We start from the raw sequence: 19,049 nt of genomic DNA, 5'->3' as shown, positions 1-19,049 counted from the left end.
GCGTCAGAGGCGCACGGCCACCTGAACGCCGTCCCCCACCGGCAGCTTCATCGACTGGTAGCCGTTCGCCGGATCGGCCAGATAGGCCAGGACCGCACCGTGCATGTCGCGGCCGAAGTCCACGTCCACGTCGTCCACCAGGATCAGCGTGCCGGGACGCAGCGCCGGCTCGAGCACGCGCAGGACGGGGAGGGCCAGGTCGGGCCAGCCGTCGAGCAGCACGAGATCCACCGGGCCGGCCACATCCGCCAGGGTCGAGAGCGCGTCACCCTCCCGCAGCTCGATCAGGTCGGCCACACCGGCCGCGGCGAAGTTCTCCCGCGCCGCGGACGCCTTGTCCGCCTGTAGTTCGGTGCCGATCACCAGCCCGCCACCGTTGTCCCGGACCGCACTCGCCAGGTAGATCGCGGACACCCCGAACGAGGTGCCGTACTCGACCACCGTGCGCGCGCCGGTCGCCCGGGCCAGCAGATACAGCAGTTCGCCACCGGTCTCGGACACCGACATGTAGACGTCCCGGAACGTCTCCGCCCGCGCGGCGATGTCCAGATCGAAGATGTCCGCGGCCGGTCCCAGGGGGGCGGCCACGCGCCCGTCCTGCTCCCGCTCGGCGGCCAGCAACCGTTGCAGCACACCGGAAATCGGTTCGGAGCGCAGGGTCGATGTCATGGTTGTTCCTTCCGTCGATTCGCTGACGAGTTCACCGTATGCTCGAACCGAATTGCACTCCAGTGCATGTTCGGTAAGGAAGAGTTATCAGAAGTGGAATCCAGCCTCGACCTCAATCTGCTGCTAGCCCTCGACGCACTGCTCGACGAGCGCAGCGTCGGCGGTGCGGCCCTCCGGCTGCACACCTCGCCGCCCGCGATGAGCCGCACGCTCGCCAGGCTGCGGCGCCTCCTGGACGACCCGATCCTGGTGCGGGCGGGCCGCACCATGGTGCCGACGCCGCGGGCGCTCACCATGCAGAGCCAGGTGCACGACCTCGTCGAGCAGGCGCGCCGGCTGTTCACGCCGCCCGAGCAGCCCGACCCGGCGACGCTGCGCCGCACGTTCTCGGTGCAGATCGGCGACCTGATGTTCGGCGGCGTCGGGCACCGGTTGCTGCATCGGGTCCATGCGGAGGCGCCGGCCGTCACACTGCATTTCGCCGCGGAAAGTCACGAGGACACCCATTCGCTGCGGGACGGCGGCGTCGACCTCGAGCTGGGCAGCATCCGGCGGGCCGAACCGGAGACCCATATCGAGCCGTTGCTGCGCGAGCGGATGGTCGGCGTGGCGCGTGCCGGTCATCCGCTGCTGAGCGCGCCGGTCACCCCGGCCCGGTACGCCGCCACCGAGCATGTGGTGTTCTCCCGCCGCGGCCTCCTGACCGGACCGATCGACAACTTGCTCGCCGAGCACGGGCTGACCCGCCGGGTCGTCTCGTGCGCGCCGAGTCCGGCGAGTGCGCTGTTCCTGCTGCGGGACAGCGACCTCGTCGGCACGATCGCCGGCCGGTTCGGCCGCGGTACGATCGAGTCGCTGGGGTTGCGCGCGTTCGAGATTCCGCTGCCCCTGCCCACCGTGGACCTGAGCATGGCGTGGCACCCGCGCCACGATGCGGACGGCGCGCACCGGTGGCTACGACAGCACGTCCGCGCTGCCGTCCTCGACGGAGTCGACGGCTGACAAGGCCGGAACGGCCGATAAGACAAGACGGCGACGATGGTCTACCTTCGTCGTCCGTGACAAATGCAATACCGCGCACCACCGCCCCGTGGCGGAGTGTGCGGCGAACCCGGGCGGTGCCACCGACACCGGGACGAGGAGTTACCGGATGAGTGCCACGACAGCGCAGTCCCCGCACGCCGCTTCCGACGGGCGGGACGCGGAGCCGCAGCCCCCGACTCGCCGGTGGTCCTTACTGGCCTGGGCCCGGCCGCGGGTCGGCACGGTCGTGGCGGTCACCGCGGCCGTCGTGATCTCGTTGCTGCCGTTCGCGCTGTCGCGCACCTCCGCCTCGCAGGCCATTCTGACCGGCGTCCTCGCGGCGTTCGCCATCGGCGTCGGCGGGATGCTGCGCAGCCTGCTCGGGCGCTGGCGGATCGATGTCGACCAGCGGTTCGGACATCACCGCAGGCCGCTGGTGCTGCTGGGCGGGCTCGCCGTCACCGCCGCGGTCACCAACGCCACGCACCGGCAGGACAGCCTGCACGCGGCGATGGGCGCGGCCCCGGCGGGCCCGGAGCACTGGTTCCGGTGGTTCCTCGGCGCCGCCGTGATCGCCGCGGTGCTGGTCGGCGTCGGGCGCGCGGCACGCGGGATCGCACGGAAGCTCGGCCGGTTCGGGACGACGGTGTCCGCCGTCCTGCTGGTGACGACGATCGTCGGCGTCCTCGGGCTCATCGCCGTCCGGTGAGCCCGCGCGGCAACCCCTGAGCGCGCACTGCCGAGCATCCACAGGCTTCCGTTCTTACGGTAGCTGGGTGATCGCGGTCCGCCACCACGGCATTATCCGGTCGATCCGCGGTTCGACTCGGAAGAGGCGTTCTTCCAGCCCTTTTCACAGCGAATTCATTCGCCGTAGGTCGGCATCTCCCGTCCGAAGACGGACACGCCGGGCGACTCGCCAGTGATTTGCTGTATGGGACCGCAGTGGCTTTAGAGTGCCTGTGCGCCACCGGGCACGAATGGTCCCGGAACCGGAGCCGCAGTGTCCGCCCGGGACGGTGGCGGCGGATACGAGTGGGAGGGCCGCCCGAGGAAGGTGGCTCTCCCACCGGCGCCGCGGCGCTTGTGGGTGCGGAAGTCGTTGTGTGCGGGCGGAATCGGATGAGGGAGTTGTGGTGCGGGGTTCACGATCGGATGCGCTGGGTTTCATGGACGAGGTGACCGCCCGCTACGGGTCGCTGGACGCGTTCTTCGCGCACCTGCGCGCCGACCTGGATCGCACCGACGACGAACCGACCCTCCGGTTACCGATCGTCACCGAGCACCGCTCGGGCCAGGCGGCGTGGCCGGCGGTCGCCGCCCCGGGCCGCGCCGAAATGAGACGCCCCGATACCCGGCCATCGGCGAACACCATGATCACCGACCCAGAATCCACGAAATCCGCTGGCAGACAACGCAAGACCGCCGCAGCGGTGTGGGACCGCCTGATCGGGCGAGGGTAGCCGAACGCCAGCAACTCCACCGCCGCGGCGACCTCCTCGGACGCCCGAAGCGCAGCATCGAGTGCGGCGCCGGCCGGGCTCCGATCGATGTATAGTTCGTTCAGTTCATACTGAACGTTCTATACGGAGGTGCCGGTGTCGCCGGAGGAGTCCGAGTTCGTCGACCGTCTCGGCCTGTTCTTCCAGATGACGGGCGGGTCGCGGACGATGGGCCGGGTCTACGGATGGCTGCTGATCTGCGATCCGCCGCAGCAGTCGCTGACCGAGCTGGCCGACGCACTGTCGGTGAGCAAGGCCTCGGTCAGCACCGTGGCGCGCCAGCTGCACGACGGCGGCCTGGTCGAGCGGCTGCCGAGCACGAACCGTCAGCACACCTATCGGGTCGCACCGGGCGGGTTCACCAGCGTGATGAATGCCCAGCTGGCCCGGATGCAGATCGGTATCGACGCCGCGGAGTTCGGGCTGTCCGTGCTGGGCGAGGAGCGCCCGGAACAGCGCGAACGACTCCGGGATCTGCGCGACTTCTACCAGTTCCTCGTACAGGACTTTCAGGACGAGTTCATGCGGCGGTGGACGACCTACCGCGAGTCCAGGAGGCAGACATGACGCAGACGAACACGGTCGATTTCAGCGACGTGCGGTGGGGTTCGGTGGAGTGGACGAACCTCGGCACGCTGTACCTGCGGGCCTGCGAAAGCCGTTCGCCGCAACCGGTTCTCGGCGACCACGCGGCGGCGGACGCGGTGGACCGGATCGACTACGACTGGCGCCGGATGCACCGCTACATGCAGCCGGCGGCGAACCAGTGGCTGGTCGCCCTGCGGGCCGCACGCCTCGACGAGTGGAGCGCCGAATTCCTGAGCCGCCATCCGAATGCCGTTGTGCTGCATCTCGGATGCGGCATGGACACCCGGGCCTTCCGGCTGGCTCCACCACCCGGTGTGCAGTGGTTCGACGTGGACCAGCCGAACGTGATCGAGCTGCGCCGCAAGCTGTACAGCGATCGCGACGGCTACCGCATGATCGGCTCGTCGGTGACCGACCCGGCCTGGCTGGACCGGACCCCGACCGACCGGCCCACGCTGATCGTCGCCGAGGGCCTGCTCATGTACCTCCCCGAGCCGGAGGTCCGCGCACTGCTGCACCGCCTGACGGAACGATTCCCACACGGAGAACTTCTGTTCGACACGTTGTCGCCGGTGGGGCCGCGCCTGTCGAAGGTCTTCAGCAAGGGCATCGTCAAGTGGGGCCCCCGCGACGCACGCGAGCTGGAGCGCTGGGACGCGCGGCTGCGCTTCCTCGAACGGGCCTCGGCGCTGGCCGGCTACGAGAAAATTCCCGCCACCCCGCTGCGCTGGATGTATCGGCTGATGCATGCGACACCGGCCGGAAACTACGACGTCCTGAACCGCTTCGAATTCTGAGCGGGGACGACCTCACGGGCGGGACTTCAGCCCGTCCAGGGTGAGGTCGAGCAGTCGTTCGGCCCGTTCCCTGTGTTCGGCCCCGGCCGAGGTGAGGGCGATGCCTTCGAGGGCGGCGCCCAGGTCGGCGGGGCCGATGTCGGCACGGATCGCCCCGGCGGCCGCGCACGCGTCCATCAGGGTGGTGATGGCGGCCTGGATCATCTCCCGGCTGTGGCCGTAGGGGTTGTTCCCCGCGGCGGCGATGGCCCGCAAGGCGTCGGCCATGCCGAATTTGGCGGTCACGTAGTCCAGGAAGAGTCGCGTCCACGCGCGCAGGGCCTCGAAGGGCGGCTTCGACTCGAGCAGGCCGGCGACGGCGTCGCACAGCTGGGCCACCTCGTTGCGGTAGACCGCCTCGATCAGATCCTCCCGGGTGGGGAAGTTCCGGTACAGGGTGGCGCTGCCCACGCCCGCCTCCTTGGCGATGCGTTCCAGGTGCGCGTCCAGCCCCGCGTCGGCGAACACGCGCACCGCGGCCGCGAGGATGTTGTCTCTGTTGCGCCGTGCGTCAGCCCGCAACGGGCGCTGTGTACTGCCGGCCATCGGCGGTCGCCATTCCCCTCTCCGGTCCCTCGACTTGCTAAACGGAGGCACCCCCACTTAGCCTGAGGTAAGTGGTGGCGCCCCCACTTTACTGTAGGCCGGGGACCGACCTGCGCATATCCACTCCGGAAAGGACATCGATCATGTCAGGTATCGCGGGCATGTCAGGTATCGAGGGCATCGAGGGCAAGGTCGTGGCGATCACCGGCGCCAGCAGCGGAATCGGTGCGGCGACGGCTCGCCACCTCGCCGCGCTCGGTGCGGCCGTCGTGCTCGGCGCGCGCCGCGCCGACCGGCTGGACCGGCTGGTCGCCGAGATCGAGGCCGCCGGTGGGCGAGCCGCCGCCGTGCGCGTGGACGTCACCGACCCCGGCGACCTCCGGTCGCTCGTCGACGTCGCGGTCGAGCGGTTCGGCCGGCTGGACGTCCTGGTCGGCAACGCCGGATTCACCAGGATCAGCACCGTGGCCGACCTGGACGTCGAGGGCTGGTCGGCCATGGTCGACGTGAACGTCAAGGGGATCCTGCACGGTATCGCCGCCGCCCTGCCGGTGTTCCGCCGCCAGGGCAGCGGCCATCTCGTCACCGTCGTCTCGACCGCCGGCCTGAAAATCGTTCCCACCCAAGCGGTCTACGCCGGGACGAAGAACGCGGTGCGCACCCTCCTGGAGGGCCTGCGACAGGAGAGCACCGACGGTGTCCTGCGGACGACATCGATCTCCCCCGGCTACGTCCGCACCGAACTCATCGATAACGCCGTCGACGATCCCGCCGTGCGCGAACAGACCCAGCGCACCATGGCCGAACTCGGTATCGACCCCGCCGCGGTGGCGCGGGCGATCGCCTTCGCGATCGACCAGCCCGACGGCGTCGAAATCGGGGACCTGACCATCCGGCCGACCCGTCAGAACTGACGCGTCATGGGGAAATTCTCGCATCCATACCGGGCGGAATCTGTCCGGTATCGGCTCTACCGTGGCGGGAGCCGACGGAACGTGTCCGTCGCATACGACAGAAGGAGCAGCCGTATGAACCTCGTATCGATCCGCCTCATCACCGGCGACATCCAGCGCCTGGTCGGCTTCTACGAGCAGGTGACGGAGATCGAAGCAGACTGGGCGACACCGGATTTCGCCGAAGTCTCCACCCCGGCCGGCACGCTCGCGATCGGCAGCACCCGGACGGTGGCACTGTTCGCGGAGGGCAGTGCGCGTCCGGCCGACAACCACACCGCCATCCTCGAGTTCCTGGTCCCCGACGTGGACGCCGAATACCGGCGGCTGCGGACCGTGGTCGACGGCTTCGTCAACGAGCCCACCACCATGCCCTGGGGCAACCGGTCGCTGCTGCTGCGCGATCCCGACGGCAACCTGGTCAACCTCTTCACGCCCGTCACCGCGCAGGCCATCGAGAAGTTCGCCGACCGGACGCCGCGCTCCGGGACCAGCGCGTGAGTTCCGTAGCCTGAACGGGTGGGACCTGTGGACGTCAGCGGTGACACCGCGTGGGATTTCGCGGGGCCGGCCGATGCCGCGCCGCCGGGCACCGCGATGATCGGATACCGCGGCGGCGGGCTGGACCTCCGGGTTGCGGGGGCGCCGGCGGTCACCGTGCTGATCGGGTTCGGGGATCGTGAGCTGATCATCGACGATGCCACCGGCCGGCGGGCGCTGGGCGGATTCGTCGTCGGGCTTCCCCTCGAGGCCATGCGCATCCGCAGCGAGCGGACCGAATGCATCGAGGTGCGCTTGTCACCGCTCCGGGCGTATTCACTGCTGGGCGTTCCCCCAACGGATCTGGGCCGGGGCGCCGTCGCCCTGGAGGACCTGTGGGGCTCGCGGGCCCGGCGGCTGCGTGAGCGACTCGCCGCCGCGGGCACCTGGGACGAACGCTTCGCAGTGACGACATCGTTTCTGGCGCAGTGCGACAGGGTGATGCGGTCCCCGGACCCGGAGGTGCTCGCCGGCTGGGACCGCATACTCGGTTCCCGCGGCCGAGTCCGGATCGGCGAGGTCGCCGAATCCGTCGGATGGAGCCGTAAACGGCTGGGGGCGCGGTTCGAATCGCAGATCGGCCTGACGCCCAAGCGCACGGCGATGCTGGTGCGGTTCCGGCACGCGGTCGACGGCCTGCTCGCGGGCCGGCCCGCCGCCGATGTCGCGGCGGACTGCGGGTACGCCGATCAGGCGCACCTGTGCCGGGACGTGTCGATCTTCACCGACCACACGCCGGGCGCGCTCGCGGGCCACTACCGGCCCGCCATCGCCCGGCAGCGGTACGGGGCCTGGGGAAAATTCTTCCAATACCGCGCCTGACCTGCCCGTCGATAGTGGTGTTCAGCGCGGGGCAGCCGAGGCCCGCACCCTATCGACGAGAGGACACGCGCCGTGACCGACACCCTCGACCGCGCAGCGCTACAGACCGCCTTGGCGGCCGTACATCACGCGGGCATGCCCGGCCTCTTCGCCGAGGTGCGCGACAAGGGCGAAGTCTGGCGCGGCGCCGCCGGATTCGCCGATGTCGCCACCGGCCGCCCCGTCACGGCCGATATGCGCCACCGGGTCGGCAGCATCACCAAGACGTTCACCGCCGCCGCCGTCCTGCAACTGGTCGACGCCGGGGAAATCGAGCTCGACACACCGATCGGCCGCTACCTGCCCCGGCTGGTTCCCGGCGAACGCGGCGCGGCGATCACCGTCCGGATGCTCATCAACCACACCAGCGGCCTCGCCGAATACCTTCCGCACGCCTACCCGTCGCTCGCGGCCTTCCCCGCCCTGGCGGATACGACACCGGAAAGCCTGGACGCCCACCGATTCACCCGATTCCACCCGACCGAGCTGATCGAGATGGGCGTCTCGGCGCCGGCCTCCGGTAAACCGGGCGGCACGCCGGGGATCTACTCGAACACCAATTATCTTCTCCTGTGCCAGCTCCTGGAGTCGGTGACCGGCACCTCGGCGGAGAAATACGTCACCCGCAACGTCATCGAGCGAATCGGGCTGCGGGACACCGAACTTCCGGCCGGACCGCATGTCGACGGACCGCACGCACTGCACTACGAGGCGTGGTTCGGCATGATCGACCCGCCGCGCGACTACAGCGTCTACGACATGTCGTGGGTGGGGCCGGCGGCGTCGCTGATATCGACCGTCGCGGACCTGAACCGCTTCTACGGCCTGCTGCTCGCGGGCGAGGTCGTCAGCCGGTCCTCGCTGGCACAGATGCAGCGCACCGTTCCGGTCATCTCGTTCGAGGGGAAGACACTCGACTACGGCCTCGGCCTGCACCGGACGGAGGTGCCCGGGCACGGCACCTACTGGGGCCACGACGGTTCCGTGTGGGGCGGCGGAGCGGTGTCCATGACGAGGGCCGACGGCACACGACAGATGTCCGTCGCGGTGAACCTCCAGCGCTGGAACAAACTCGACTCCGCGGGGAAGCCGCAGCCCCACCCCATCGACGGCGCGCTCCAGGCGCTCACCCGGCTGGTGTGGTGCGGGTGATCCGGCATCGGCCGGCGCCCAAACGCTCGACGACCGGCCGGTTGCGCCGGCCCGGCCGCGTTACCGCGTCTCCGGCTCCGGGGCCGGTTCCGGTACATGGAAATGCTCGTCGCGCAGCCGGAATGCTTCCTTGGTGCCGTGTTCGGCGCGGGTCTTGACGAAGTTGAACTCGCCCGGCGCGAACTGCAGGTTCGTCCCGAACGCGTGGAACAGGTAGCTCGCCACCTCCTCGCCCTGGTACGCCTGGCTCTGCTCGACGAGCCGGAACGCCTCCTTCGCGATGACGACGCCGTCGGCCGGCATCTTCGCGGCCTTCTCCGCCCAGTACCGCGCCCGCGCGGATACCGCGGCGGCCGCGCAGGTCTCGGTGAAGACGCCGAGCTGTTCCACGGCGCCCGCCTCGATGATGTCGCCGGTCAGCAGCAGCCGGCGCGCGAGCACCGGGCCGAGGCGGTGGAAGAACATGTGCAGGCTGCCGAGTGCCGGGCCGAGGAAACGCGTGGCGGGCATGCCGATCCGGGTGTCGCGGGCGATCACCGAGATATCGGTCATCAACGCCATCTCGAACCCGCCGCCCAGCGCGTAACCACTGATCTCGCCGACCGTGACCTTGGGGAAGCCGAGCAGATCGTGGTAGAAGCCGAACGACTTGCGGTCCACCGTCAGCCGCCTCCGCTGGCTCGGACGGCTTTTCGCGGGCCGGTCGCCGTTCGCGCGCTCGCCGTACCAGCCGTACGCGTTGTTCATGTCCGCACCGGTGCTGAATACGCCCTCGGCGCCGCGCAACAGCACGACCGTGATGTCGTCGTCCTCGGCGATGCGATCGAGGTAGCGGGCCAGGCCGTCGCGCATCTCGGCGTCGTAGGAATTGCGCTGCCGGGGGTTGTTCAGGGTGAGGGTGACGATCCGGCGACCCGGATCCTCGTCGTAGCGAACGCGTCCGTCGGCGGCACTGGAGCTGGTCATCGGCGTGACCTTTCTTCGTTCGAACTAACGGTACTCTATACTGTATCTATATCAGTATAGTGTTCACAGCGGCACGCCTCGGCCGGTGCGAGGCCCGGCCCCTGCCATTCCGACGACCGCCCCCGAAGGAAACCCCATGCCGTTCGACTCCATCTCCTACCGCGTCGACGGGCACACGGCCACGATCACGCTGAACCGCCCCGACGCGCTGAATGCGCTGAGCCCGCACATGATCACCGAACTGCGGGCCGCCTACACCGAGGCCGAGAACGACGACGAGGTCTGGACCCTCGTCGTCACCGGCACCGGCCGCGCCTTCTGCACCGGCGCCGACGTCAAGGCCATCCCCGGCGACGGCAAGGTACTCAACGAACGGCCCTACCTGTCCACCTACGAACAGTGGGAGGCACCCCAGGAAGGCACCCCACCGTTCCGCAGCATGGCCAAGCCCGTCCTCACCGCGGTCAACGGACTGTGCTGCGGCGCAGGACTCGACTGGGTCACCACCGGAGACATCGTCATCGCCTCCGACCGCGCCACGTTCTTCGACCCGCACGTCAGCATCGGCCTGGTGGCCGGCCGCGAGGTGGTCCGCCTGGCCCGGGTGCTGCCGCGGCCGGTGGCGCTGCGCATGGCACTACTGGGCAAACACGAGCGGATGAGCGCGCAACGCGCCTACGACCTGGGCATGATCACCGAGATCGTCGAGCACGACCGGCTGCTCGAGCGCGCACACGAAATCGCCGACACCGTCAACTCCAATGCGCCCCTGGCCGTGCGCGGCACCCGGCTGGCCATCCTCAAGGGCCTCGACCTGCCGCTCCATGAGGCCGAAATGCTCGCCGAATCCTTCCGCGAACGCGTCACCCGCACCGAGGACGCACTGGAAGGACCGCGCGCCTTCGTCGAGAAGAGGACACCACAATGGCAGTGCCGATGAGCCGCACCGCCCGTGCACCGAGCCTACGAGTCACCGATACGCTTGCCCTGCAACCGGATTCCCGGGCGACCGAGTTCGACGAGCGCCGGCACACGTGGCATGAGCTGAGCGATCTCGCCCGGCGCGGCCGGTAAGCTGCATTCGCCGTGCCGTGAATCGTCCAGGACGATCTTCGCGGCCGACGGTCGCGGCTCGCCGGAAGGACGGGATGCTGGTGAAGGTGCATTTGCAGGTGGAGGGTTCGCCGAGCCGCGTCCACGACAGCGTGCGAGAGATCGCGGCCGCCGGGGCGGACGGCATGTTCTCGTTCGAGGGGCCGCACGACGTATTCTTTCCGCTCGTCGCCGCCGCCGGTGCCTGCGACCTCGAGCTGATGACCAACGTCGCGATCGCGGGCCCCAGAAGCCCGGTGCACCTGGCACATTCGGCCTACGACCTGCAGATGTACAGCGGCGGGCGGTTCCGGCTCGGACTCGGCTCGCAGATCCGGCCGCATATCGAGAAGCGCTACGGCAGCCGGTGGGGCAAGCCCGCCGCGCGGACGGCGGAATCGGTGGCCGCCGTCAAGGCCGTCTTCGCGGCGTGGGAGGGCCGGGCGCCGTTGAACTTTCGCGGCGACTACTACACCCACACGCTGATGCCGCCCACCTTCAGCCCCGGGCCCAATCCGTTCGGCCCGCCGCCGGTGCTGATGGGCGCGCTGGGCCCGGTCATGACGCGCAAGGCCGCCGAAGTCGCCGACGGCCTGCTTGCCATGCCGTTCAACAGCACTCGCCACTTCGCGGAACGCACCGTGCCCGCCATCGATGAGGGCCTGCGACGGTCGAATCGGCAGCGGAGCGAGTTCCGGGTCGTCGCGCAAGCCATGGTGGCGGTCGGGCGCACCCGGGCCGATCTCGCCGCGGCCATCGACGGTGTCGCCACCCTGATCGCCTTCTACGGATCCACCCCGGCGTACCGCCCCGTCCTCGACGCCGAGGGCTGGGGCGACCTACAGCCCGAACTCAACGACCTGTCCAAGCGGGGGAAGTACGCCGAAATGCGCGCCCTGATCACCGAACCGATGGTCCGCACCTGCGCCGTGGCCGGAACCCCGGACGAATGCGCCGCCGGTATCCGGGAACGCTACGGCGCGCACGCATCCGAGATCTGCTGCTACTTCCCCGGCTACACCCCCGCCCCCGCCGACGTCACCGCCCTGGTCTCAGCCCTGCGGTCCACCCCTCCCCCACCCGCCTGACCCGCCCGCACAGCCCCGAACGCGCACAAGTTGCGGGCGACACGCGGATCCCCGTCACTCCTGCACACTCGAGGTGACACGGGAATCGTTCTCTCGAACGGACGCGAGTCTCACTGCTGGGGCGTTCGGGTGGGCGGCCCGGTCGCAAGGCGGCGGCGGGTGCGGCGGTGGGCGGTGCGCAGGGCGATCGCGATGAGGCGCTGGAGCAGCGGGCCGAACGGTGGGGCGGCGCGGGCGGTGATGACGAAGGGGAGGTCGGTGGCTACGACCGTGCGGTAGTGGGTGAAGGTGTCGAAGCCCGCCTTGCCGCGGTAGGCGCCCATGCCGCTGTGGCCTACGCCGCCGAAGGGGGCGGCCTCGGGGAACATGGTGAGGGCGAAGTCGTTTCGGGAGACGCCACCGCTGCGGGTGTTCCGGATGAAGGCGCGGAAGTCGGGGCCGCCGGGGCCGTACCAGTAGGCGACCAGCGGGGACGGTTGGTCGCCGAGGTGGTCGATGACGTCGGCGAGGGATGTGTACGGGCGCAGGACCAGGACCGGGCCGAAGATCTCCTCGGTGGCGATCCGCATGCCGGGAGTGACGTCACGGACGATGGTCGGCGGGATCTTCCGCGAAACCGGGTCGGGCAGTGCCTCGCCGGGCGGGGCGATGTGGTCCACCCGCGCGCCCAGGCGCCGCGCTTCGTCGAGGAGGGACAGCACGCGGTCGTAGTTCGCGGCATCGACGCAGGCCGTGTAGTCGTCGTTGGCGGCGATGACCGGGAAGGTGTCGCGGAACGCCGAGCGCACCACAGTGGCGAAGGCGTCCATGCGGCTCTCGGGAACGAAGACACAGTCGGGGCTCACGCAGACCTGCCCGCCGTTGACCATCCGGGCCCGCGCGATCCGGGCGCCCGCCCGGGCGATATCGGCATCGGGCGCGACGACCACCGGATTCTTCCCGCCGAGTTCCAGTGTCACGGGGACCAGATTCGCCGCGGCGGCCCGCTGCACCAGCCGGCCGACCCGCGTCGACCCGGTGAAGAACAGATGGTCGAACGGCAGCTCGGCGAAGGCGGCGGCCACGTCCGGGCCGCCGGTCACCACCGCGAGCTCCGCCGGATCGAAATATTCGGGAACCAGCGATCGGGTGAGTTCCGCTGTGTGCGCGGTGATCTCGGACATCTTGATCATGACCCGATTCCCCGCGGCGAACGCGGCCGCCGCCGGCACGACGACCAGCTGCAGGGGAAAGTTCCAGGGCCCGATGATGCCGACCGCGCCGAGCGGCGTGGGCTGCACCCGGGCACGAATCCCGTACAGCCGGGCCACCGGCTTGGGATTGCGGGGCCGCATCCACGCGCCGATATGCGAGCGGGTGTGCTCGATGGTCGAGAGCATGCCCATGATCTCCGCGAACAGGATTCCGGTGCGGGACCTGGTGCCGAAATCGCGGGACAGCGCATCGACATACGCGTCGAGGTTGTCCAGAACCAGGGCGAGCAGGCGGTCGATCCGGTGCCGGCGGACGGCGGCCGAGGGCGGGCCCTCCTGCCGGTAGGCCCGTCGTTGCAGCGCCAGGATCTCGGCCGGTTCCGCGAGTTCCTCTGCCGAACAGTTCTTTTCGTGGCCATCGCGCCGTTGCCCGGTATTCGTGGTCATGCGGGAAATCTTTCGATCGAGAAACTCAGGTCGGCCGGCCCGTGCGCCACAGCGGGTGAGGACCCCCAGACAGTTGATACTCCAGTAATGGAAACTGTAACAGCAGTCGCGCTCCGCCGAATCGGAATGCGCGGCGCCCCCTTCTCCGGTCGCGGATCGCCCCGGACAGCGAGGCAACCACCGGCACACCGCCGCCGGGAGACGCGATCACCGCCTCCGATCCACCCGTTTCCTTGCGAACAAGATACTGAATGCCTTACAGTCCAAGGTGGCACAGTGGCCGAGCCGGTAGCCGCGCGATGACGCGGTTCCGGTGCGCACCGGGTGCGGTGTGGCGTTGCGAGGAGAGACGATGAGCGACAACACTATTCCCGGTCTCACACCGCGCACCGTCCGGATACTGCTCGGCGCCGGCGACGCGCTGGCCGAGCAGGTGCGGGCGAAGCTGCTGCACAGCCCGCGGCCGGTCTTCCTGTACTACATCGAGCAGACCTTCGACACCCTGCACCAGAGGTTGTCGCTCGGGCTCGATCCGCATCCCGGCACCCCTGCCGAACAGTTGTGCCTGCATCTGATGATCAGCTATGCGCAGCAGCGGGCGGGTTCGCTGGACGCCGACCTCATCCGGCTGCACCGGGTACTGCTTCCCGGCCGCCGGCACCAGACGCTCGCCGAGGTCGGCCGGATCGCGTGGAGTCCGCGGCTGTCCTACGACTTCGTCGCGCTCGGCGACGCACTGACGCCGGGCGGCATGAACGCGTTCTTCGCCCCCGTCGAACCGGACGACCTGGTGGCCTGACGGTCCTTCCGCTCCCCCCGAACCCTTCTGGCGCCCCGTGCGCCACACGGGTTCGGTGCTGAATGCCGTTCTCCCGGAATACATCCCTCTCTCGGGGAAGATTTCCCGATTCCATTGACGCGATTCAGTGACATCTGTCAGTATTAACGACACCGAGACGCGAGCTACGTCCCGGGAAGTCGAAATCATCTGCCGGAGAGATCATCTCGGCATCGTCAGCGCCGCGTGCGACTCCACCCCCGCGCACGTCGGCAGCGGAAATGTGGAATCGCCCATGAGCGAAGTGCAGGACAAGCCCGGCGGGCGGGAGGCCCAGCGGCTGCGGACGCGGCAGCGGGTCCTCGACGCGGCCATCGCCGAGTTCATGAACGTCGGCATGGCCGATGCCGATATCGGCACGATCGCCGAGGCCGCGGGCGTGGCGCGGGGCACCTTCTACTTCCACTTCCCCTCGAAAGAGCATGCGCTGCTGGAGCTGGAGACCCGCGAGGAGGCCCGGATAGCCAAGGAGCTGTCCCGGTTCCTCGACAAACCCCATGATCTGCCGTCCGCATTGCGCAAGACCATCCGGCTGGTGGCCAATCTGGAAGGACGGCTGGGCAACCTCCTGTTCAAGGAGATGCTCGCCATTCACTTCTCGCCGGCCCGCCCGCTGGACGACGAGTGGCGGGAACATCCCGTGATCGTGCTGGTGGTCGACGAGATCCGGCGCGCCCGCGAGAACGGCGAGGCCGAGATCGCCGTGGATCCCTACCACAGCGCGGTGTTCTTCCTGATCGGGCTCTACGCGCTGCTGACCACGACGTCGGGGTCGAAAGCGCTGCGCGACAGCGTCCTCGACAACTACCTCGTCACCATCCTGCGCAGCCTGGAGCCGCGATGAACGGCGCACCACGAACCACGTTCGACACGCATCCCGCCGACTCGAACCCGCACGGACGGAGAGAAGACAATGCTGCTGGACCTCGTACGGATCGCCCTCGCCTGGGGAGCGGTACTGCTGATCATCGCCTTCTGGTACTGGATCATGAAGAACATCGGCACCTTCTGAGGCGCCCCGGCACGGCAAGTCTCGCGCTGCGAGGTTCGCCGTGAACGCCCGCGGTGCGCCCGGCCTGTTCGTCGAGCGCAGTTGTGCGGTCACGGCTGTCGCCTTCTCCGGTCGCCGCCGCGACGGGGTCCGGCTGGTGACCGGTGAACGCCGCGGCTTCGGCCTGAACGCCGCCCGCGATGTGGTGCACGTCCCGTACCCGCCGCTGTCCCCGGAGTGGACCCGCAGGACGCTGACATGCGGTGTGGCGCTGCAATGTTCGCCCTCGAAAGACCGTATGGCGGGATACCCGCTGCACGAGTTGTCCCCGCGCGAGCTGGGTGCCCTGTCGCTCGTCGAGGGCGGCGTGGCCGCGGGATGGATCGCCGAACAGCTGCCCGGCCTGCTGCCCGAACTGCGGCGGCTGCTGCCCGAGCTGGAACTCACCGATCCCGCTCTCGACGGAGACGAGATGCTGGACCGCGCACTGGTTTTGGCACGGTCCAGACGGGAGTTCTCCGGCCATCCGCTGCTGGGCACGCTGCCGCTCGCGGCACCCGCGCGAGGCAGCCTGGCCGTGGCCGCGCGCCGGGCGTACGCCCGGATGCCCTGGACGTCGAAGCGCAGCGACAGCTATCGCGTGTGGTCGGTCCCCATCGGCGGGGACGGCGGCAACCGGACGACGAACCTGCCCCCGCCGAGCCGGCCGGAGAACGAGGAGCCCGAGATTCGGGCCGATCGGCGGGCGGGACTGCCCTATCCGGAGTGGAACCTCTGGACGAAAGGCTTTCTGCGCGACCACGTCGCGGTGCTGGAGCTGGGCCACCCGACACGGCCGCGCCCGGTCGCCCCGGTCTCCCCCGACATCCGGCGGTGGTTCGAGGCACACACGCATCGCGCCCTCCGCGGCGGCCTGGAGGACGGGTCGGATCTCGACATCGACCGGTACGTCGGTCATTACGTGGACGCGCTGTCGAGCGCGGCCTCCGAGCCGCGGGTGTTCCGGGAGCTGCTGCCCGCGTCCCGCGACGTCACCACGGCGGTGCTGCTGGACGGCAGTTCCTCGCTCGGCGTGCACGGCGGGCGGATCTTCCGGCTGGAGCTGGACTGCGCCGACGCGCTCTCGCGTGCCATGGCGCTGGCCCGGGAACGGCACGGCCTGTTCGTCTTCACCGGCAACACCCGGCATCGGGTCGAGGTTCGGTGCCTGAAGGACTTCGGCGATCCGCGTTTCGTGGATCCGGGCGGTCTCGGGCTCGGCACCGGCGGCTACACCCGGCTCGGGGCGCCACTGCGGCACCTGACCCGGCGCCTGCTCGCGCAGCCGTCCGAGCGACGGCTGCTGCTCGTGATCGGGGACGGGCTGATGTCCGACGAGGGCTACGAAGGGCGTTACGCCTGGGCGGATGTCGCGCATGCCGTCGAGGAGGCCGACGAGGCCGGCGTCTCGATCTACTACCTCGGCGTGGGCCCGACTCGGGTCGATCCGCTTCCGGAGGTGTTCGGGGCGCGCCGATCCCACCGGATCCGGCGGGTGGACGAGCTGCCCCGGGTGCTGGCCCGGGTGCACCGAGAGTTGGTCGCCCCATGACGAATCAATCCTCGGGAGGTTCTCCGGTGAATACCGATTTCTACCTTGCCACGGGCACCGAGGTGCAGCTGTTCGAGCGCGCCTTCCACCAGCGGATGCCGGTCATGCTCACCGGACCGACCGGGTGCGGGAAGACCCGCCTGGTCGAGCACATGGGCCATCTGCTCGGCCGGCCCGTGGTCACGATCAGCTGTCACGACGATCTCACCAGTTCGGATCTCGTCGGCCGGTTCCTGGTGTCCGGCGGCGACGTCACCTGGACCGACGGCCCGCTGACCAGGGCGGTCAAGTCCGGTGCGCTGTGCTATCTGGACGAGGTGGTCGAGGCCCGGCACGATTCGCTGGCCGTACTGCATTCGCTCACCGACCACCGGCGCACGCTGTTTCTCGACCGCGCGGACGAGGTGGTCGCGGCGCCGGCGTCGTTCATGCTGGTCTGCTCGTACAACCCGGCGTATCGCAGCTCCCTCAAGGAGCTGAAGCCGTCGTTCCGGCAGCGCTTCGTCACCCTCGCCATGGACTACCTGCCGGCCGAGCGCGAAACCGAGGTGCTGGTCGAGGAGTCCGGTGTCGCGTTGCCGGTTGCCCGGCGACTCGTCCACTGCGCCAACACCATTCGCCATGCCGACGACGTCTTCCACTTCGAGCCGCCGTCGACCCGCGTGCTGGTGGCCGCGGCGCGGCTGGTCGCCGCGGGCGCCGACGAGCTCGAGGCCGCCGAGGCATGCGTGCTGGCGCCGCTGAGCGGCGACGGCGCCATTCACGAAGGTCTGCGTGAGATAGCGGCGGCAAGCCTGCTCGCCGCGGACGACTCACCGGTGTGATCACCAGGAGGACACCTTTATGAACGAACAGGACCGCAAGCGCCGCCGGGCGCTGATCGTCTTCCAGATCGCCATCTACGGATTCCTGCTGGCGATGTTTCTCATCCAGTTACAGATGTACATGACCAGGGACTGGTAGGTGCGCTCATGAACATGCCGACCTTCACCCGGCGCCGCGGTGCCGGAAAAGCACCGGGGGCCAACGGGAATGCCTCGGTCACCTACGACGAGCACCACGACGAGAGCCGCCGGGCGCAGCGCCGGGCCGACCGCTGGCTCACCACCGGCACCGCACTGATGGGCACCTTCATCTTCGGATTCATCGGCCTCCCGTTCTTCCTGCGCGGAGTGTGGTTGCAGCGCAAGGCACAACGCGACGGCCTGTCGGTACGGCCGATCATCGTCACGCTGATCGGTTACCTGGTGATCCTCGACGCCTTCCTCAACAGCATCGGCTGGGTGCTGGACCTGTTCGCCAGCCACACCCTGGTCACCCGCGTATTCTTCACGGCCTGGGGGAATTTCGTCGACGCCGGCTACTTCTGGCACTACAACGAGCTGGGCATCGGCGGCGCCGGGGCGCCCGGTGAGAAGGGCTGGGAGGTCGCGCTGATCCTCACCGTCTTCCCGATGCGGGTCGCCGCCGCGATCGCCTTCCTGCAGATGAAGCGCTGGGGCCACCAGTGGCTGATCGTCACCTGCTGGTTCGGGGTGGTGATCTGGATCGGCTACGTCGTGAACATGACCATGTACGCCGACGTGCGCTTCGACGGCGTCGTACTGCCGGTGACCGGATGGTGGTTGTACGACATCTTCTACATCACACCGTTCCTCGCCATCCCCTACCTCCACACGGTCAACCGGGAAATCTTCTCCGACTGATCCGAATCACCCTGTGCGCCAGGAGAACATCATGAGCACTCAACCATCTGCCGCCGAGACCTCGCCGGAGCCGGAACTACCGCTCGGCACCACCGCGCCGTTCGCGAGAATGCACAGGTGGCTCAAGCGGGGCATTCTCGTCTGCCTGGTCGCCCTGGTCGTCGAGGGATCGCTGACCGTGCCCGCGCTCGCGCTCTGGTACGGCTGGCCCACCTTGTCGCTCACCGAGATCTGCGACGAGATGATGAAGGTCCGCTATTCCGACGACACCCTGGAATGCGAGCAGGGTGCGTTCAACGCGCCGCCGCTCGGTGGTAAGCCGGAGGCCGAGGGCCAGACCACGGCCCGGGACCAGTGGGGCGTCCAGCCCAAGCCGGAATGGAAGCGGATCGGCTATCGCGAGCTCGTCCGCAACCACGACGAGCGGATCGCCCGGCAGCAGGCCGGGCACCCCTGAGGCAGCGTCG

General features: G+C 69.2%; 22 protein-coding genes. 18 read left to right on the top strand and 4 right to left on the bottom strand.

Going from position 1 to position 19,049, the window contains the following annotated elements; genetic code table 11:
• Positions 1 to 3: 3 nt before the first annotated feature.
• On the bottom strand, positions 4 to 669 hold the full coding sequence (locus tag D892_RS0127410; protein ID WP_024804303.1) for an O-methyltransferase: 666 nt from the start codon (positions 667 to 669) through the stop codon (positions 4 to 6).
• Positions 670 to 762: 93 nt separating this feature from the next.
• Between D892_RS0127410 and D892_RS0127405 the strand changes: the two genes are divergently transcribed.
• The 5 genes from D892_RS0127405 to D892_RS0127385 all read left to right on the top strand — a co-directional run bounded on the left by D892_RS0127405 (position 763) and on the right by D892_RS0127385 (position 4,579).
• Positions 763 to 1,671 carry a LysR substrate-binding domain-containing protein gene (locus D892_RS0127405; RefSeq protein ID WP_024804302.1) on the top strand — a complete coding sequence of 303 codons (909 nt, stop codon included), beginning with the start codon at positions 763 to 765 and terminating at the stop codon, positions 1,669 to 1,671.
• Positions 1,672 to 1,819: 148 nt separating this feature from the next.
• A complete protein-coding gene (locus D892_RS0127400) occupies positions 1,820 to 2,401 on the top strand; it encodes an alpha/beta-hydrolase N-terminal domain-containing protein (RefSeq protein WP_024804301.1) in 582 nt (193 codons plus the stop codon).
• 427 nt (positions 2,402 to 2,828) lie between these two features.
• Positions 2,829 to 3,155 (top strand): hypothetical protein, encoded by a 327-nt coding sequence (locus D892_RS0127395; RefSeq protein ID WP_156959706.1) that lies wholly within the window; start codon positions 2,829 to 2,831, stop codon positions 3,153 to 3,155.
• Between the two features lie 135 nt (positions 3,156 to 3,290).
• The gene (locus tag D892_RS0127390; RefSeq protein WP_024804299.1) at positions 3,291 to 3,761 is read left to right on the top strand and encodes a GbsR/MarR family transcriptional regulator; all 471 of its coding nucleotides are present in this window, start codon (positions 3,291 to 3,293) and stop codon (positions 3,759 to 3,761) included.
• Positions 3,758 to 4,579, top strand: a complete 822-nt coding sequence (locus D892_RS0127385) for a class I SAM-dependent methyltransferase (protein WP_024804298.1) — start codon at positions 3,758 to 3,760, stop codon at positions 4,577 to 4,579. Before D892_RS0127390 ends, D892_RS0127385 begins: the two co-directional genes overlap by 4 nt.
• A gap of 12 nt (positions 4,580 to 4,591) precedes the next feature.
• On the opposite strand, the gene D892_RS0127380 is transcribed toward D892_RS0127385, so the two are convergent.
• A complete protein-coding gene (locus D892_RS0127380) occupies positions 4,592 to 5,140 on the bottom strand; it encodes a TetR/AcrR family transcriptional regulator (protein WP_198037003.1) in 549 nt (182 codons plus the stop codon).
• A 167-nt stretch (positions 5,141 to 5,307) separates the two neighbouring features.
• On the opposite strand from D892_RS0127380, the gene D892_RS0127375 reads away from it, so the two are divergent.
• From D892_RS0127375 to D892_RS0127360, 4 genes are all read left to right on the top strand, one after another.
• A complete protein-coding gene (locus D892_RS0127375) occupies positions 5,308 to 6,078 on the top strand; it encodes an SDR family oxidoreductase (RefSeq protein WP_232236185.1) in 771 nt (256 codons plus the stop codon).
• Positions 6,079 to 6,192: 114 nt separating this feature from the next.
• Complete coding sequence (locus tag D892_RS0127370; protein ID WP_024804295.1) at positions 6,193 to 6,618, top strand: VOC family protein; 426 nt, start codon at positions 6,193 to 6,195, stop codon at positions 6,616 to 6,618.
• Between the two features lie 18 nt (positions 6,619 to 6,636).
• On the top strand, positions 6,637 to 7,479 hold the full coding sequence (locus D892_RS0127365) for an AraC family transcriptional regulator (RefSeq protein WP_036567518.1): 843 nt from the start codon (positions 6,637 to 6,639) through the stop codon (positions 7,477 to 7,479).
• Between the two features lie 72 nt (positions 7,480 to 7,551).
• Positions 7,552 to 8,670 carry a serine hydrolase gene (locus D892_RS0127360; protein ID WP_024804293.1) on the top strand — a complete coding sequence of 373 codons (1,119 nt, stop codon included), beginning with the start codon at positions 7,552 to 7,554 and terminating at the stop codon, positions 8,668 to 8,670.
• A gap of 60 nt (positions 8,671 to 8,730) precedes the next feature.
• Here the strand turns inward: D892_RS0127360 and D892_RS0127355 are convergent, their stop codons facing one another.
• Positions 8,731 to 9,636 carry an enoyl-CoA hydratase/isomerase family protein gene (locus D892_RS0127355; protein WP_024804292.1) on the bottom strand — a complete coding sequence of 302 codons (906 nt, stop codon included), beginning with the start codon at positions 9,634 to 9,636 and terminating at the stop codon, positions 8,731 to 8,733.
• Positions 9,637 to 9,772: 136 nt separating this feature from the next.
• Between D892_RS0127355 and D892_RS0127350 the strand changes: the two genes are divergently transcribed.
• The 3 genes from D892_RS0127350 to D892_RS0127340 all read left to right on the top strand — a co-directional run bounded on the left by D892_RS0127350 (position 9,773) and on the right by D892_RS0127340 (position 11,816).
• On the top strand, positions 9,773 to 10,576 hold the full coding sequence (locus tag D892_RS0127350) for an enoyl-CoA hydratase/isomerase family protein (RefSeq protein ID WP_024804291.1): 804 nt from the start codon (positions 9,773 to 9,775) through the stop codon (positions 10,574 to 10,576).
• A complete protein-coding gene (locus tag D892_RS47065) occupies positions 10,561 to 10,710 on the top strand; it encodes a hypothetical protein (protein WP_156959705.1) in 150 nt (49 codons plus the stop codon). The genes D892_RS0127350 and D892_RS47065 overlap by 16 nt, the downstream gene beginning before the upstream one ends.
• Before the next feature lie 80 nt (positions 10,711 to 10,790).
• Positions 10,791 to 11,816: a TIGR03617 family F420-dependent LLM class oxidoreductase gene (locus D892_RS0127340; protein WP_024804290.1), complete on the top strand. Its 1,026-nt coding sequence runs from the start codon at positions 10,791 to 10,793 to the stop codon at positions 11,814 to 11,816.
• Between the two features lie 110 nt (positions 11,817 to 11,926).
• On the opposite strand, the gene D892_RS0127335 is transcribed toward D892_RS0127340, so the two are convergent.
• Positions 11,927 to 13,378, bottom strand: coding sequence for an aldehyde dehydrogenase family protein (locus D892_RS0127335; RefSeq protein ID WP_024804289.1), 1,452 nt, complete (start codon positions 13,376 to 13,378; stop codon positions 11,927 to 11,929).
• Positions 13,379 to 13,808: 430 nt separating this feature from the next.
• Between D892_RS0127335 and D892_RS0127330 the strand changes: the two genes are divergently transcribed.
• From D892_RS0127330 to D892_RS0127295, 6 genes are all read left to right on the top strand, one after another.
• Positions 13,809 to 14,255 carry a hypothetical protein gene (locus tag D892_RS0127330; protein ID WP_024804288.1) on the top strand — a complete coding sequence of 149 codons (447 nt, stop codon included), beginning with the start codon at positions 13,809 to 13,811 and terminating at the stop codon, positions 14,253 to 14,255.
• Positions 14,256 to 14,529: 274 nt separating this feature from the next.
• On the top strand, positions 14,530 to 15,138 hold the full coding sequence (locus D892_RS0127325) for a TetR/AcrR family transcriptional regulator (RefSeq protein ID WP_024804287.1): 609 nt from the start codon (positions 14,530 to 14,532) through the stop codon (positions 15,136 to 15,138).
• A gap of 208 nt (positions 15,139 to 15,346) precedes the next feature.
• Positions 15,347 to 16,876 (top strand): nitric oxide reductase activation protein NorD, encoded by a 1,530-nt coding sequence (locus D892_RS0127315; protein ID WP_024804286.1) that lies wholly within the window; start codon positions 15,347 to 15,349, stop codon positions 16,874 to 16,876.
• A gap of 26 nt (positions 16,877 to 16,902) precedes the next feature.
• Complete coding sequence (locus D892_RS0127310) at positions 16,903 to 17,700, top strand: AAA family ATPase (RefSeq protein WP_024804285.1); 798 nt, start codon at positions 16,903 to 16,905, stop codon at positions 17,698 to 17,700.
• 147 nt (positions 17,701 to 17,847) lie between these two features.
• Positions 17,848 to 18,582 (top strand): hypothetical protein, encoded by a 735-nt coding sequence (locus D892_RS0127300; protein WP_024804283.1) that lies wholly within the window; start codon positions 17,848 to 17,850, stop codon positions 18,580 to 18,582.
• 31 nt (positions 18,583 to 18,613) lie between these two features.
• Positions 18,614 to 19,039: a hypothetical protein gene (locus D892_RS0127295; protein ID WP_024804282.1), complete on the top strand. Its 426-nt coding sequence runs from the start codon at positions 18,614 to 18,616 to the stop codon at positions 19,037 to 19,039.
• Positions 19,040 to 19,049: the final 10 nt, after the last annotated feature.

It is taken from the genome of Nocardia sp. BMG51109 (assembly GCF_000526215.1).
Taxonomy (GTDB): Bacteria; Actinomycetota; Actinomycetes; order Mycobacteriales; family Mycobacteriaceae; genus Nocardia.
This window is presented reverse-complemented; position numbering and strand designations above follow the sequence as displayed.